Here is a 14256-nt window from a genome sequence, read left to right on the forward strand (position 1 = left end):
TTTTGTTTTTGTGTTTGTTTTGTCTTGTTTTTCTTCCTCCCCCCTCAAACAAACCCCACACCCCCCCCCCCCCCCCCCCCCCACACCCCCCCCCCCCCCCCCCCGCTCCGGGTTGGGGCGTGGAGAGGTCAGACCTCGACGACGACCGGGAGGATCATCGGGCGCCGGCGGTAGTTGTCGGAGACCCACTTGCCCAGCGTGCGGCGGATGAGTTGCTGCATCTGGTGGGGCTCGACGACGCCGTCCTGAGCCGACTTCTCCAGGACCTCCTTGACCTTCGGGATGACGTCGGTGAAGGCCGAGTCCTCGATGCCTGAGCCACGTGCCTGGACGTGGGGGCCGCCGGTGATCTTGCCGGTGCTGGCGTCCATCACCACGAAGACCGAGATGATGCCCTCGTCGCCGAGGATCCGTCGGTCCTTCAGCGCCGGCTCGCCCACGTCACCGACCGAGAGGCCGTCGACGTACACGTATCCCGCCTGGACCTTGCCGGAGATCTTGGCCTTGCCGCCGACGAGGTCGACGACGACGCCGTCCTCGGCGATCACGATGCGGTCGTGCGGGACACCCGTGAGAGCGCCCAGCTCGGCGTTGGCCCGTAGGTGGCGCCATTCACCGTGGACCGGCATCAGGTTCTTGGGCTTGCAGATGTTGTAGAAGTACAGGAGCTCGCCCGCCGAGGCGTGGCCGGAGACGTGCACCTTGGCGTTGCCCTTGTGGACGACGTTGGCGCCCCAGCGGGTCAGGCCGTTGATGACGCGGTAGACCGCGTTCTCGTTGCCCGGGATGAGCGACGACGCCAGGATCACCGTGTCGCCCTGGACGATGCGGATCTGGTGGTCGCGGTTGGCCATGCGGGACAGCGCGGCCATCGGTTCGCCCTGGGAACCCGTGCAGACGAGCACGATCTGGCTCTCCGGCAGGTCGTCCAGCGTCTTGACGTCCACCACCAGGCCCGGTGGGACCTTCAGATAGCCGAGGTCCCGCGCGATGCCCATGTTCCGGACCATCGAACGGCCGACGAAGGCGACCCTGCGGCCGTTCTCGTGGGCCGCGTCCAGGATCTGCTGGATGCGGTGCACGTGGCTGGCGAAGCTCGCCACGATGATGCGCTTGCGGGCGCCGGCGAAGACCTGGCGCAGCACGTTCGAGATCTCGCGCTCGGGCGGGACGAAGCCCGGGACCTCGGCGTTCGTGGAGTCCGAGAGAAGGAGGTCGATGCCTTCCTCGCTCAGACGTGCGAACGCGTGCAGGTCCGTGAGACGGCCGTCCAGCGGAAGCTGGTCCATCTTGAAGTCGCCGGTGTGGACCACCATGCCCGCGGGGGTGCGGATGGCGACCGCGAGCGCGTCCGGGATGGAGTGGTTGACCGCGACGAACTCGCAGTCGAAGGGGCCGATGCGCTCACGGTGGCCCTCGGCGACCTCGAGCGTGTACGGGCGGATGCGGTGTTCCTGGAGCTTCGCCTCGATCAGGGCGAGGGTCAGCTTGGAGCCGATCAGCGGGATGTCCGGCTTCTCCCGCAGGAGGAAGGGGACGCCGCCGATGTGGTCCTCGTGCCCATGCGTGAGGACGATGCCCTCGATGTCGTCGAGGCGGTCCCTGATGGACGTGAAATCCGGCAGGATCAGGTCGATTCCGGGCTGCTCCTCCTCGGGGAAGAGCACTCCGCAGTCGACGATCAGAAGGCGGCCGCCGTACTCGAAGACCGTCATGTTTCGGCCGATTTCACCGAGGCCACCGAGCGGGGTGACCCGTAGGCCGCCGTTCGGGAGGACCGGCGGGGCACCGAGTTCAGGATGCGGATGACTCAAAAGACTCTCCTCACCACGCGCGCCACGTACCTGGCAAGGCACGTGGCGCGCGTGACGTTCGTGCAGTAGCAGTTGTCTGTGTGGTGCAGGCTCCGTGGCCTGCTGATCGTGCGTATTCAGTTATGAAGTCTGTGGTTAGAGCTGTACCCCGCCGGCGGCAAGATCGATCTTGAGCTGGGCGGTCTCCTCGGCCGAAAGTTCGACCATCGGGGCGCGCAGCGGCCCGGCGGGCAGGCCCTGGAGGGCGAGTGCGGCCTTGGTCGTCATGACGCCCTGAGTGCGGAACATGCCGGTGAAGACCGGCAGCAGCTTCTGGTGGATCTCGGTGGCCTTCTGGACGTCGCCCGAGAGGTATGCGTCGAGCAGCTCGCGCAGCTCCGGGGTGACGACGTGGCCGACGACGGAGACGAAGCCGACCGCGCCCACGGAGAGCAGCGGCAGGTTCAGCATGTCGTCGCCGGAGTACCAGGCGAGACCGGAGCGTGCGATGGCCCAGCTGGCGCGGCCGAGGTCGCCCTTGGCGTCCTTGTTGGCGACGATCCGCGGGTGCTCGGCGAGACGGACGATCGTCTCGGTGTTGATCGGTACGCCGCTGCGGCCGGGGATGTCGTAGAGCATGACCGGCAGTTCCGTCGCGTCGGCGATGGCCTTGAAGTGCCGGTACAGGCCCTCCTGCGGGGGCTTGTTGTAGTACGGCGTGACGGTCAGCAGGCCGTGCGCCCCGGCCTGCTCCGCCGCGCGGGCCAGCTCGATGCTGTGCTGCGTGTCGTTCGTGCCGACGCCCGCCACCACGTGGGCGCGGTCACCGACCGCCTCGACCACGGCTCGTACGAGATCCGCTTTCTCCGCGTTGCTGGTGGTCGGGGACTCGCCGGTGGTGCCGTTGATGATCAGGCCGTCGTTGCCTGCGTCCACCAGGTGGGCGGCGAGCCGCTGCGCGCCGTCGAGGTCGAGTGCGCCGTCCGCCGCGAAGGGCGTGACCATAGCGGTGAGGACCCGCCCAAAGGGGGTCTGCGGAGTGGAGGTCGGAGCCATGGGTAACACGCTACTCGCTGCTCAATACCTGGTCTGCCCTCGGGGCACGCGACAAGTCGTGACAAATATGGAGCCCGGCACTGCCTGCTCGGGGGTTCAAGCAGTGCCGGGTCCGTTTGATCAGGCTAGATGAACTTCTCGAAATGCCGCAATACGGACACTTCGCTCGGCTGATCCGCACATCTGTGCCGGACGGGGTGTGGAAGCGCGCTACGGCGCCACGCGCCCGTTGGCATTGAAGGCCGCATACGTGAGCGGCATGAGCCTGGCCCACTCCGCCTCCATCAGCTCTCCGACCATCTCGATCTCCCGCTGCGGGAAGGACGGGACCTTGGCGAGTTCGTGCTGTGTGCGCAGGCCGAGGAAGTGCATCAGCGAGCGTGCGTTGCACGTGGCGTACATCGACGAGAAAGTTCCGACCGGCAGGACCGCACGGGCGACCTCGCGGGCCACACCGGCCGCGAGCATCTCCTGATACGCCTCGTACGCCCGTCGGTAGGAGTCCTCCATCACACGGCCCGTGAGCTCCTGCTGGGCCGGGGTGCCCTCCACGAAGACGTACTTGCCCGGGCGGCCCTGCTGGACCAGCTTGCGGGACGCGTCCGGGACGTAGAAGACCGGCTGGAGCTCCCTGTACCGCCCCGATTCCTCGTTGTACGACCAGCCCACGCGGTGCCGCATGAACTCGCGGAAGACGAAGATCGGAGCGCTGATGAAGAACGTCATCGAGTTGTGCTCGAAGGGGCTGCCGTGCCGGTCCCGCATCAGGTAGTTCAGCAGGCCCTTGGAGCGCTCCGGGTCCTTCTTCAGCTCGTCCAGCGACTGCTCACCGACGGTCGAGACGCGGGCGGCGAACAGCACGTCCGAGTCGGAAGCGGTGTGCTTGACCAGCTCGACGGTGACTTCGCTGCGGAAGCTGGGCTTGAGGTCGTCGGCGGGGGTGTCGGTCACGGTGGAGAGGGTCCTTCCCATCACAGGCTCGGGCGGCGTCCACTCTACGGCCCGGCACCGACAACGGGGCGTTCGGTGCCGTGCCGCGACATTCGGCGGCGAACTTCTGCGAATTCGGTGAAACAGGGCACCTCTTGGGCCGTTCGCTCGTCTGTATTGGTGACAGCGATCCGTTCGAGTCCCCGGGCCCGAGCGAGTCGCGCGATCCGATCCCTTCCCGTCTCCAGAGGAGAAGCACCGCCCATGTTCCGTCGGCGCGAGCCCGTCCCGTTCGCCTTCATCGCCGAAGCCGACAAGTTCCGCAGCAATGTCGCTCCCCCGCCCCGCCGACGTGCCTCCGTCGGACAGATAGCCGGGCGCTGGCTCATGGGGCTCACCGTGGTCGCCGGCATCGTGGGCGCTCTGCTCATCGGGACACCCGCCCTGTCCCAGGACCAGTCCCCCACGACGACACAGCACTCCGAAGCATCGACCGGCCGCTGACGCCTCCCCGCCGCCGCAATGGCGCAGGAGGTACCCCTCTGGCCCCCCAAGGGTGGTGAGCAGGGACCCGGCTCGATAGCCTCACCGGGCACAGCCCGTGCTGGATTGAGTGAGGATCAGTCGTGCCCCTGCCCTTCCTGACGGCGGACCGCGCTTTTGACGAGGCGGCCGACGATCTCGCGCTGCCGTTCGACGACCGCGACCACTGGCGGCGGCCCTACCGGCCCGGGCCGTGGCGGGTGGGCGCGGCCGCGCTCGTCCTGCTGCTCGCCTCGTACGTCCTCTTCGCCGCTGTGATCATCGCCGTCGCCGGGACGCTGCCCGGTGCCGCGATCACGTTCGGCGGGGCGCTGCTCGTCATACTGTGCGCGCTGCGCCTGCTGCGCGTGGGCGTGTGGGTGAGCGCCCAGGGGCTGCGCCGGGTGAGTTTCTTCCGCACGGGCACGACGCCCTGGGCACAGGTCGCCGCGGTACGCACGGTCCAACAGCCGGTGCGCTGGCTCGGGCTGCCGCGCACGGTGCAGGGGCAGGCGCTGGTCCTCGTACGCGCGGATCGTGCGCCCGACGACCTGACGCCGCTGCTCACCACGCACAACGCCGACTTCCTGGCGCGTATGGAGGCCTTCGACCGTGCGGCCGACTCCATCGAGGTGTGGGCCGACGAGTACCGGCGGGTCTGAGGCAGAATCCACCGCGTGACGTGACGGAAGGGGCCGGTCCACTCATCGCGGACCGGCCCCTTTCGTGCGACTCCTGTCGGTCGTAGGGCGGTCAGGCCTCTACGGTCCTTCCCTCGCGCAGGGCGATCGCGCGCTGCATCGCCTTGCGGGCGCGCGGGGTGTCACGGGCGTCGTGGTAGGCGATCGCGAGCCGGAACCAGCTGCGCCAGTCGTCCGGGGAGTCCTCGGTCTCGGCCTTGCGCCGGGCGAAGACCTCGTCGGCCGAATCGCGGTCGATGCGGCCGCCCGCGGTGCGCTTCAACTCGTCGACGGGCAGGCCGCCTTCGGCGTCGAGTTCGGCGGCGAGGCGGTTGGCCTTCTGGACGAACTGGGTGTTCTTCCAGAGGAACCAGAGGCCGATGACCGGCAGGATCAGCACCGCGACACCGAACGGGACGGTGATCAGGGTGCCGCTCTGGATGAGCAGCACACCGCGGCTGCCGACCAGGACGAAGTAGACGACCAGGACGGCGGCCGTGACGGCGTAGGTGATCTTCGCGCGCATGACGGTCAGCCGAGATCCAGGAAGTGTTCCAGGCCGAAGGTCAGGCCCGGCGTGGTCACCACGCGGCGCACGCCCAGCAGGATGCCCGGCATGAAGCTGCTGTGGTGCAGCGAGTCGTGGCGGATGGTGAGGGTCTCGCCCTCGCCGCCGAGCAGTACCTCCTGGTGGGCGAGCAGACCGCGCAGGCGGACCGCGTGCACCGGGACCCCGTCGACGTTGGCGCCGCGGGCGCCGTCCAGGGCCGTCACCGTGGCGTCGGGCTGCGGGGTGCTGCCCGCCCGCTCCCGGGCCGCGGCGATGAGCTGGGCGGTGCGCGTGGCGGTGCCGCTGGGGGCGTCCACCTTGTTCGGGTGATGGAGCTCGATGACCTCGACGGACTCGAAGTACGGAGCGGCCACCGCGGCGAACTTCATGGTCAGTACGGCGCCGATGGAGAAGTTCGGGGCGATGAGCACACCCGTCTCCGGCGACGCGGCCAGCGAGGTGTTGAGCTGCGCGAGGCGCTCGTCGGTCCAGCCCGTCGTACCGACCACGGCGTGGATGCCGTGCCGTACGCAGAAGTCGAGGTTGCCCATGACCGAGCCCGGTGTGGTCAGTTCGACCACGACCTGGGCGCCGCCGTCGACCAGTGTCTCCAGCTTGTCGCCCCGGCCGAGCGCGGCCACCAGCTCCAGGTCCTCGGCTGCCTCGACGGCGCGAACCGCCTCGGATCCGATCCGGCCCTTGGCGCCGAGGACCGCCACGCGCAGCTTGCTCATTGCTTGGTTCCTTACGTGAGACGGGTGTTACGCGACCGCATCGTGCAGTCGGGACGCCTGCTTGTCCCTTAGCGGGCCGATGACCGACAGCGAGGGCCGCTGCCCCAGGATGTCGTGGGCGACCGAGCGGACCTCGTCCGGGGTGACCGACGCGATCCGGGCCAGCATGTCGTCGACGGACATCTGCTCGCCCCAGCACAGCTCACTCTTGCCGATACGGTTCATCAGCGCGCCGGTGTCCTCCAGGCCGAGGACCGTGGAGCCCTGGAGCTGGCCGATGGCGCGGCCGATCTCGTCGTCCGAGAGACCGTACTCGGCGACCTGGTCGAGCTCGTCCCGGCAGATCTTCAGCACGTCGTGGACCTGGTTGGGCCGGCAGCCCGCGTACACACCGAAGAGACCGCAGTCGGCGAAGCCCGAGGTGTACGAGTACACGCTGTAGGCCAGGCCGCGCTTCTCCCGGACCTCCTGGAAGAGGCGGGAGGACATGCCGCCGCCGAGGGCGGTGTTCAGGACACCCAGGGCCCAGCGGCGTTCGTCTGTGCGGGGCAGGCCCGGCATGCCGAGGACCACATGGGCCTGCTCGGTCTTGCGGCCGAGCAGCTCGACGCGACCCGCGGTGCGTAGGACGCGGTGGCCGTCGCGCGGGGCGACCGGCGTGGCGTCCGGGCCCTTGAGGGCGCCCGCCTTCTCGAAGGCGGCGCGCACCTGGCGTACGACCTTGTTGTGGTCGACGTTGCCCGCGCAGGCGACCACGAGGTGCGTCGGGTCGTAGTGCTTCTTGTAGAAGCGGCGGATGCGGTCGGCGCCGAGGGCGTTGACCGTGTCGACCGTGCCGAGGACCGGACGGCCGAGGGGGGTGTCGCCGAGCATCGTGTGCGCGAACAGGTCGTGCACGCAGTCGCCCGGGTCGTCCTCGGTCATCGCGATCTCTTCGAGGATCACTCCGCGCTCGGCGTCCACGTCCGCCTGCTCGATCAGCGAGCCGGTGAGCATGTCGCACACGACGTCGATGGCGAGCGGGAGGTTCGTGTCGAGCACACGCGCGTAGTAGCACGTGTACTCCTTCGCCGTGAAGGCGTTCATCTCGCCGCCGACGGCGTCGATGGCCGAGGAGATGTCGAGGGCGCTGCGCTTGTGCGTGCCCTTGAAGAGGAGGTGCTCCAGATAGTGCGTCGCGCCGTTCAGCGCCGGCGTCTCGTCGCGGGAGCCGACGTTCGCCCAGATACCGAAGGTCGCGGAGCGTACGGAGGGGAGGGTCTCGGTGACGATGCGCAGGCCGCCCGGGAGGGTGGTCTTACGGACCGTACCGATGCCGTTCTGGCCCTTGATGAGGGTTTGGGTACGGCCGACGGCCCGCGCCTCCGAAGAGGTGCGGGCCGTCGCCGTGGAGCTACTGGACGTCACTTGTCGGTGTCGTCCTTCTTCTCGTCCTCAGCGTCTTCGCCCTCGATCACGGGGATCAGGGAGAGCTTGCCGCGGGAGTCGATCTCGGCGATCTCGACCTGGACCTTCTGGCCCACGCCGACGACGTCCTCGACGTTCTCCACGCGCTTGCCGCCGGCGAGCTTACGGATCTGCGAGATGTGCAGCAGACCGTCCTTGCCCGGGAGCAGCGACACGAACGCACCGAAGGTCGTCGTCTTCACGACGGTGCCCAGGTAACGCTCGCCGACCTCCGGCATGGTCGGGTTGGCGATGCCGTTGATCACTGCGCGAGCGGCCTCGGCCTGCGAGCCCTGCGCGGCACCGATGTAGATGGTGCCGTCGTCCTCGATCGTGATGTCGGCGCCGGTGTCCTCCTGGATCTGGTTGATCATCTTGCCCTTCGGGCCGATGACCTCACCGATCTTGTCCACGGGGATCTTGACCGTGATGATCCGCGGGGCGTTCGGGGACATCTCGTCCGGCGTGTCGATCGCTTCCATCATCACGTCGAGGATGTGGAGGCGGGCGTCGCGGGCCTGCTTGAGGGCCGCGGCCAGGACGGAGGCCGGGATGCCGTCCAGCTTGGTGTCCAGCTGGAGGGCGGTCACGAACTCCTTGGTGCCGGCGACCTTGAAGTCCATGTCGCCGAAGGCGTCCTCCGCACCGAGGATGTCGGTGAGGGCGACGTAGTGCGTCTCGCCGTTGATCTCCTGGGAGATCAGGCCCATGGCGATACCGGCGACGGGGGCCTTCAGCGGCACACCGGCGTTCAGCAGCGACATGGTGGAGGCGCAGACCGAGCCCATGGACGTCGAGCCGTTGGAGCCGAGGGCCTCGGACACCTGACGGATCGCGTACGGGAACTCCTCGCGCGTCGGCAGGACCGGCACGATCGCGCGCTCGGCGAGCGCGCCGTGGCCGATCTCGCGGCGCTTCGGGGAGCCGACGCGGCCGGTCTCACCGACGGAGTACGGCGGGAAGTTGTAGTTGTGCATGTAGCGCTTGCGGGTCACCGGGGAGAGGGTGTCCAGCTGCTGCTCCATGCGGAGCATGTTCAGGGTGGTGACGCCCAGGATCTGGGTCTCGCCACGCTCGAACAGCGCCGAGCCGTGCACGCGCGGGATGGCCTCGACCTCGGCGGCGAGCGTACGGATGTCCGTGACGCCACGGCCGTCGATGCGGACCTTGTCCTTGATGACGCGCTCGCGCACCAGGGACTTGGTCAGCGAGCGGTACGCGGCGGAGATCTCCTTCTCGCGACCCTCGAACTGCGGGAGCAGCTTCTCGGCGGCGATCTCCTTGATGCGGTCCAGCTCGGTCTCGCGCTCCTGCTTGCCGGCGATGGTGAGCGCCTGGGAGAGCTCGCTCTTGACCGCGGCGGTCAGGGCCTCCAGGACGTCGTCCTGGTAGTCGAGGAAGACCGGGAACTCGCCGGTCGGCTTCGCGGCCTTGGCGGCGAGGTCGGCCTGGGCCTTGCAGAGCACCTTGATGAAGGGCTTCGCGGCGTCCAGACCGGCGGCGACGACCTCCTCGGTCGGCGCCTCGGCGCCGCCCTGGACGAGCGTGATCGTCTTGTCCGTGGCCTCGGCCTCGACCATCATGATCGCGACGTCGCCGTCCTCCAGGACGCGACCGGCGACGACCATGTCGAAGACGGCGTCCTCGAGCTCGGTGTGCGTCGGGAACGCGACCCACTGGCCGTTGATCAGCGCGACGCGAACGCCGCCGATCGGGCCGGAGAAGGGCAGACCGGCCAGCTGCGTGGACGCGGACGCGGCGTTGATCGCCACGACGTCGTACAGGTGGTCGGGGTTGAGCGCCATGATCGTGGCGACGACCTGGATCTCGTTGCGCAGGCCCTTCTTGAAGGACGGGCGCAGCGGGCGGTCGATCAGCCGACAGGTGAGGATGGCGTCCTCGGAGGGACGGCCCTCACGGCGGAAGAAGCTGCCGGGGATCTTGCCGGCGGCGTACATCCGCTCCTCGACGTCCACCGTGAGGGGGAAGAAGTCGAGATTTTCCTTGGGCTTCTTGGAGGCGGTGGTGGCCGACAGCACCATGGTGTCGTCGTCCAGGTACGCGACGGCGGAGCCGGCGGCCTGCCTGGCCAGCCGGCCCGTCTCGAAGCGGATGGTGCGGGTGCCGAAGGAACCGTTGTCGATAACGGCCTCGGCGTAGTGGGTCTCGTTCTCCACTAGCGTTTTCTCCGATACTTGTCGTCTTTCGTCCCTTCTGCCCGTGTGGCAGGGGGACGGTGGCGGAGAAGCGCTCCGTCTGGTGCGGGCCGGTCTTCGATCGAAGCACCCGGTCACTTCCCCGGGGGCCACTACCGAGGACCGGCGGCGGCGAGGCGCGCTTCTCCTCGTTCAGTTCGTGATGGCGCATACCCGGTGCGGGTAGGCGGTATCACGCGGTGTCGTACGTATTGCGTTGTGCTACCACACTACAAAGAGGAAGTGACACTCCGCACGTACAGCAAAGGGAGCGGCCCCCCTCGAAGTGGGAACCGCTCCCTTCACGACGTCTTACTTGGCGCCCGCAGCGCCGCGGCGGATGCCCAGGCGGTCGACCAGCGCACGGAAGCGCTGGATGTCCTTCTTGGCAAGGTACTGCAGCAGACGGCGGCGCTGACCGACCAGGATCAGCAGACCACGGCGGGAGTGGTGGTCGTGCTTGTGGGTCTTGAGGTGCTCGGTCAGGTCCGAGATCCGGCGCGACAGCATGGCGACCTGGACCTCGGGAGAGCCGGTGTCGCCCTCCTTCTGACCGAACTCGGTGATGAGCTGCTTCTTCGTAGCGGCGTCGAGCGGCACGCGTACTCCTCGTAGTCTTCTGATGGCCACCGAGTGCCCCTGGTCCACTTCTCAGGGGAGCTTCCGTAACTCGGGAGGCGGGGATCCGCTGGGCGCGACCTCCAGAGGGCTGCTCCGGGGGTGCGTACACAAACGGCCGTTACACAGCGTACCAGCCTGCGGGGACGTGTCGGCCCGGGTCCCGAAAGCGCCCCGGGCGGGGCGGCGGCGGCCACTAGGGTGAGCGCTCGGATCGTCAGTGCTTTTCGTGCGTCGGAAGGGGTCGCTTCGCATGGCGGAGGCAGAGGACAAGGACGTCAGGGCGCGCAAGGAGCGCGAGAAGGACGAGCTCTACGCCCTCGACATCTCGGGCGCCGAGTGGCACAGCGCGCCGGGCACGGAGGAGCACGAGGAGCGGGTCGAGATCGCGTATCTCCCCGGCGGTGCCGTGGCCATGCGCTCGTCCCTGGACCCGGACACGGTCCTGCGCTACACGGAGGCGGAGTGGAACGCCTTCGTCCTGGGGGCGCGGGACGGGGAGTTCGATCTTGAGGGTGCGCCGGGCAGCGGGGGTTCCGCCGCCGAGTAGCCGGGCGGGGAGCGGCTCGCGCCGGTCTCCCGCCGTCGTGCTACGTGCCGCTCCCTATCCCGAGCGCCACCCGGACGGGGTACTTGGGGTGCTTGTCGTCCGCGTAGAGCTGCCTCTTCGCGAAGAAGACCCGGCCGTGCTCCACGATGATGTCGGACTCCTCGGGGTTGTCCAGGTCGTCGTCACCGGGGTCCGATTCAGGCACGTTGAAGAGCAGGAACGGCGTCTCCTTGCCAGTGCCCGGGTCCACGCTGAGCACCGCCGCCGGGGAGATGCCGTCGCGGCTCCCCCGGTAGATCAGGAGCTGGTCGCCGCTCATCCTCAGCGGGTGCACGAGAGCGCCCGCCCGGCCGTCGAACTTGCGCAGTGCCTTGCCCGTCGCCAGGTCGAATCCCGTGATCCAGTTCTCTTCCTGATCGGGCTTCCACTCGTCCTTGCTCGCGACAAAGACCTCGGTGCGACCCACGACCATCCCGTCGCAGGCCTCCACCACTCCGAAGAGCAGCGAGCTGGAGTAGCGGCTGCCGCACATGGGGTCGTAGCGGTCGCCGTGCAGGGAGACCGTGGCCAGGTGCTTGCCCGTGCCGTCGAGAGTGATCAGGTCGGTCACCGTGCTGTCCCCGGCCCCGACGGCGAGCACCGGCGGATCGGACGACGGCAGGTAGACAGTCGTGATGCCCGCGCCGACCTTGTACGTCCACTTGGTCTTACCGGTACGCGGATCGAGCTTCTCCACCTGGTACTTCGCGTTCGGCGCCGCGCCGCACCTGACCAGGGCGAGCAGACCGCGGCCGCCGGCGAATCCGGCGTCCTCACAGCGGGAGACGTTCGTGCTCTTCCAGAGCTGTTTGCCGTCCGCCATGCCGTAGGCCACCGAGCCCCGGCCCCAGGCCACGGCCACGGTGCCCCGCGTCATGGTCAGGTTGGTGTTCGTCACGTAGGCGGTGGTGGCTTCGGGCATCTTCGCCCGCCAGAGCTTCTTGCCGGTGTCGAGGTCGAGGAAGAGCACCTCGTCACAGACACCCGCGGTCTTGGACCCCTCGGGCTTGCTCGGCTGGACGACGACGGCGGTACGGCCGTCCGCTGTCACGTGCCCGGTGGTCGCGCAGAGGTGGCCGTCCAGCTTGATGGTCCACGCCTCCTCGCCACCGTAGGAGTCGAGCTTGTAGCCCGTGATCTTCTTGGCGACGCCCTTGGCGAAGATCTTGTCCGTCGCCCAGGTGCCCGGCGCGTAGCGGGGGTCGTCCACGTTCTTTTCGAGGTGGTCCTCCGAGGTGTCGGCGACCATCGCGCCCTGGGGCGTCCTCGGGAGCTTCTCGACCGTTTCCCTGACCTCGTCCGGAGCCTGGGCGGCAGCCTGCGGTCCGGCGTGCGCCGGCGAGTTGTCGTGCTCCGCGTACAACAGTCCGCCGCCCACGCCCAGCGCCGCGACGACCACAAGGGCCACCGCGGCGATCGCCGTGGTGCGACGCCTTTTCTTGCGCGCGCTGTCCGCGGACAGCGCGGACTGGGTGAACACGGACGGGGGCGGGCCGAAGCTCACGCGGGACTGTCCTTCCACTCGACCGCACGCCGTCGAGACGCACGCGTGCGTGCGCCTCGACGAACGGTGTCGCTTGTCTGTCAGCTGGTCATGGCCCGGGCGGCCGCGTACACGTCGAAGACCGCCAGTGCCAGCGGCACCAGCGTCAGCAGGACGAAGCCCTCGGCGATCTCCAGGAAGCGGCCCCAGAACGGGGTGAGGCCGCCGCGCGGCAGGATCAGGCCCAGGGCGGTGACCACGGCGGCGGCCGCGGCGATCACGGCGACGAGCCAGACCGTACGGATGTCGAGGTCGGCCCGGTCCCCGCTCAGGGCGTCGCGCATCAGCGACAGCGGCGGGTTCAGCGCCAGCCCGAGGCCGAGCAGGACCAGGGAGGCGAGGCCCGCCGCCAGGATGGGCGCGACCTGTGCCGTGTAGCGGAAGAGGTGGGCGCGCATCAGCAGCGCGACTCCGGTGACGCAGGCGAGCAACTGGCCCCAGATGTCGTCGGAGAAACCGAGCACCGCGGAGGCGCCCACGGCGACGACGGCACAGCCGCCCACCAGACCGACAAGGAGCTCGTGGCCGCGGCGGGCCTGCGCCTCGATGCGTTCGGCGTCGACCGGCTCCGGCGGAGCGGGGTCGGCGCCGTACGCGCTGCGCTGGGTGTTGTTCGGCGGGTCGAAGCCGATCGGGAGCCGTGCGAAGCGCATGGAGAGGCCGGGCAGGAAGGCCAGGGCGCATACGGCGAGCGGAGCGCACAGCGCTGCGGTCTCGGTCGGGGTCCAGTGCGCGAGAAGCGCCACGAACACGGTGACCACGCCGATGGCGGAGGCGGCCACGAAGGCCACGAACGGGCCGTCGCCCCGCGGCGAGCAGAGGGTCAGGACCACCGAGGCCACCAGCACCGCCGCACAGGCCAGCAGGAACTGGAGCTTGCCGACACCCTGGCCGTCGGCGAGGGACAGCAGTCCGGAGCCCGCCACCCCGATGTTCGGCAGGGCGCCGAGGCCGAGCGCGATCGCCGAGGTCCGGTCGTCGTAGACCCGCGCGCGAACGGCGGCGAGGATCACCAGGAGTACGCCGGTGACGGCCGCGAGGATGCCCGGCAGGCTGTGCATGTCGTGCCGCGGATCGGCGGTCCAGGCGACGAAGGCGAGCAGCGTCGGCAGGACACCCCCGCCGACCAGGCCCGCGCCGCGGGTCAGGTCACCGCTCCACAGCGCGTGCTCCCGGGTGACCGCGGAGGCCACGGCCTCGGACACGTCGTCGAAGACGGCCGGCGGCAGCGAGTCCGAGAAGGGGCGCAGCGTGAGGAGTTCACCGTCGAGAATGCGCTGGGCAGAGAAGGACCGGGAACTGTCGAGGACCGTGCCGTCGCGGCGTACGAGGTGGTAGCCGACCGGGGCGCCCTCGGCGGGGCTCTGCTGCGAGAGCCGCAGGATCTCCGGATAGATGTCGGCGACGGGGATGTCGTCGGGCAGTGCCACGTCGATCCGGCTGTCGGGCGCGACGATGGTGACCCGGCAGAACCCGAGTCCCGTCCCCGCCCCGGCCGGGCCTCCCGGGCCGGTTCCGCCGGCTCCGGTGGCCGTCGCGGAGGCCGTCATGCTCACCTGCTGATCCCCCTCAGTGATGATTCCGAGTCTGCGGTGTGAAG

General features: G+C 69.1%; 13 protein-coding genes. 3 read left to right on the forward strand and 10 right to left on the reverse strand.

The genetic code is table 11. The annotated features are described in order from the left end of the window. Positions 1–128: 128 nt before the first annotated feature. The 3 genes from ACFWM2_RS19665 to thyX all read right to left on the reverse strand — a co-directional run bounded on the left by ACFWM2_RS19665 (position 129) and on the right by thyX (position 3800). A complete protein-coding gene (locus tag ACFWM2_RS19665; protein WP_383281133.1) occupies positions 129–1814 on the reverse strand; it encodes a ribonuclease J in 1686 nt (561 codons plus the stop codon). A 135-nt stretch (positions 1815–1949) separates the two neighbouring features. Next, positions 1950–2849 (reverse strand): 4-hydroxy-tetrahydrodipicolinate synthase, encoded by a 900-nt coding sequence (gene dapA / locus ACFWM2_RS19670; protein WP_383281136.1) that lies wholly within the window; start codon positions 2847–2849, stop codon positions 1950–1952. Between the two features lie 210 nt (positions 2850–3059). After that, the gene (gene thyX, locus ACFWM2_RS19675; RefSeq protein ID WP_383281138.1) at positions 3060–3800 is read right to left on the reverse strand and encodes an FAD-dependent thymidylate synthase; all 741 of its coding nucleotides are present in this window, start codon (positions 3798–3800) and stop codon (positions 3060–3062) included. Positions 3801–4043: 243 nt separating this feature from the next. Here thyX and ACFWM2_RS19680 point away from each other — a divergent pair, with 243 nt between their 5' ends. Together ACFWM2_RS19680 and ACFWM2_RS19685 are read left to right on the forward strand one after the other, a co-directional pair. Beyond that, a complete protein-coding gene (locus ACFWM2_RS19680; RefSeq protein ID WP_383281141.1) occupies positions 4044–4283 on the forward strand; it encodes a hypothetical protein in 240 nt (79 codons plus the stop codon). A 122-nt stretch (positions 4284–4405) separates the two neighbouring features. Continuing rightward, a complete protein-coding gene (locus tag ACFWM2_RS19685; RefSeq protein WP_383281144.1) occupies positions 4406–4963 on the forward strand; it encodes a PH domain-containing protein in 558 nt (185 codons plus the stop codon). A 91-nt stretch (positions 4964–5054) separates the two neighbouring features. On the opposite strand, the gene ACFWM2_RS19690 is transcribed toward ACFWM2_RS19685, so the two are convergent. The 5 genes from ACFWM2_RS19690 to rpsO all read right to left on the reverse strand — a co-directional run bounded on the left by ACFWM2_RS19690 (position 5055) and on the right by rpsO (position 10506). After that, a complete protein-coding gene (locus ACFWM2_RS19690) occupies positions 5055–5507 on the reverse strand; it encodes a hypothetical protein (RefSeq protein WP_383281146.1) in 453 nt (150 codons plus the stop codon). 5 nt (positions 5508–5512) lie between these two features. Then, positions 5513–6265 (reverse strand): 4-hydroxy-tetrahydrodipicolinate reductase, encoded by a 753-nt coding sequence (gene dapB, locus ACFWM2_RS19695; RefSeq protein WP_383281149.1) that lies wholly within the window; start codon positions 6263–6265, stop codon positions 5513–5515. Between the two features lie 27 nt (positions 6266–6292). Then, positions 6293–7672 (reverse strand): M16 family metallopeptidase, encoded by a 1380-nt coding sequence (locus ACFWM2_RS19700; protein ID WP_383281152.1) that lies wholly within the window; start codon positions 7670–7672, stop codon positions 6293–6295. Next, positions 7669–9888, reverse strand: coding sequence for a polyribonucleotide nucleotidyltransferase (locus ACFWM2_RS19705; protein ID WP_383281155.1), 2220 nt, complete (start codon positions 9886–9888; stop codon positions 7669–7671). The genes ACFWM2_RS19700 and ACFWM2_RS19705 overlap by 4 nt, the downstream gene beginning before the upstream one ends. A gap of 330 nt (positions 9889–10218) precedes the next feature. Beyond that, a complete protein-coding gene (gene rpsO / locus ACFWM2_RS19710; protein ID WP_020128575.1) occupies positions 10219–10506 on the reverse strand; it encodes a 30S ribosomal protein S15 in 288 nt (95 codons plus the stop codon). Positions 10507–10777: 271 nt separating this feature from the next. Between rpsO and ACFWM2_RS19715 the strand changes: the two genes are divergently transcribed. Then, the gene (locus tag ACFWM2_RS19715; RefSeq protein ID WP_383281158.1) at positions 10778–11074 is read left to right on the forward strand and encodes a DUF397 domain-containing protein; all 297 of its coding nucleotides are present in this window, start codon (positions 10778–10780) and stop codon (positions 11072–11074) included. 40 nt (positions 11075–11114) lie between these two features. On the opposite strand, the gene ACFWM2_RS19720 is transcribed toward ACFWM2_RS19715, so the two are convergent. Together ACFWM2_RS19720 and eccD are read right to left on the reverse strand one after the other, a co-directional pair. Beyond that, positions 11115–12617, reverse strand: a complete 1503-nt coding sequence (locus ACFWM2_RS19720) for a PQQ-binding-like beta-propeller repeat protein (protein ID WP_383281161.1) — start codon at positions 12615–12617, stop codon at positions 11115–11117. Between the two features lie 80 nt (positions 12618–12697). Beyond that, positions 12698–14212, reverse strand: coding sequence for a type VII secretion integral membrane protein EccD (eccD, locus tag ACFWM2_RS19725; protein WP_383281164.1), 1515 nt, complete (start codon positions 14210–14212; stop codon positions 12698–12700). Between the last annotated feature and the right edge of the window lie 44 nt (positions 14213–14256).

The sequence above is a fragment of the Streptomyces sp. NPDC058371 genome, from assembly GCF_042723265.1.
In the GTDB taxonomy this organism is placed as follows: Bacteria; Actinomycetota; Actinomycetes; order Streptomycetales; family Streptomycetaceae; genus Streptomyces.

Coding starts and splice junctions, on each gene's coding strand:
- dapA (WP_383281136.1), bottom strand. CDS start 2,849: ATGGCTCCGACCTCCACTCCGCAGACCCCCTTTGGGCGGGTCCTCACC.
- ACFWM2_RS19680 (WP_383281141.1), top strand. CDS start 4,044: ATGTTCCGTCGGCGCGAGCCCGTCCCGTTCGCCTTCATCGCCGAAGCC.
- ACFWM2_RS19690 (WP_383281146.1), bottom strand. CDS start 5,507: ATGCGCGCGAAGATCACCTACGCCGTCACGGCCGCCGTCCTGGTCGTC.
- dapB (WP_383281149.1), bottom strand. CDS start 6,265: ATGAGCAAGCTGCGCGTGGCGGTCCTCGGCGCCAAGGGCCGGATCGGA.
- ACFWM2_RS19715 (WP_383281158.1), top strand. CDS start 10,778: ATGGCGGAGGCAGAGGACAAGGACGTCAGGGCGCGCAAGGAGCGCGAG.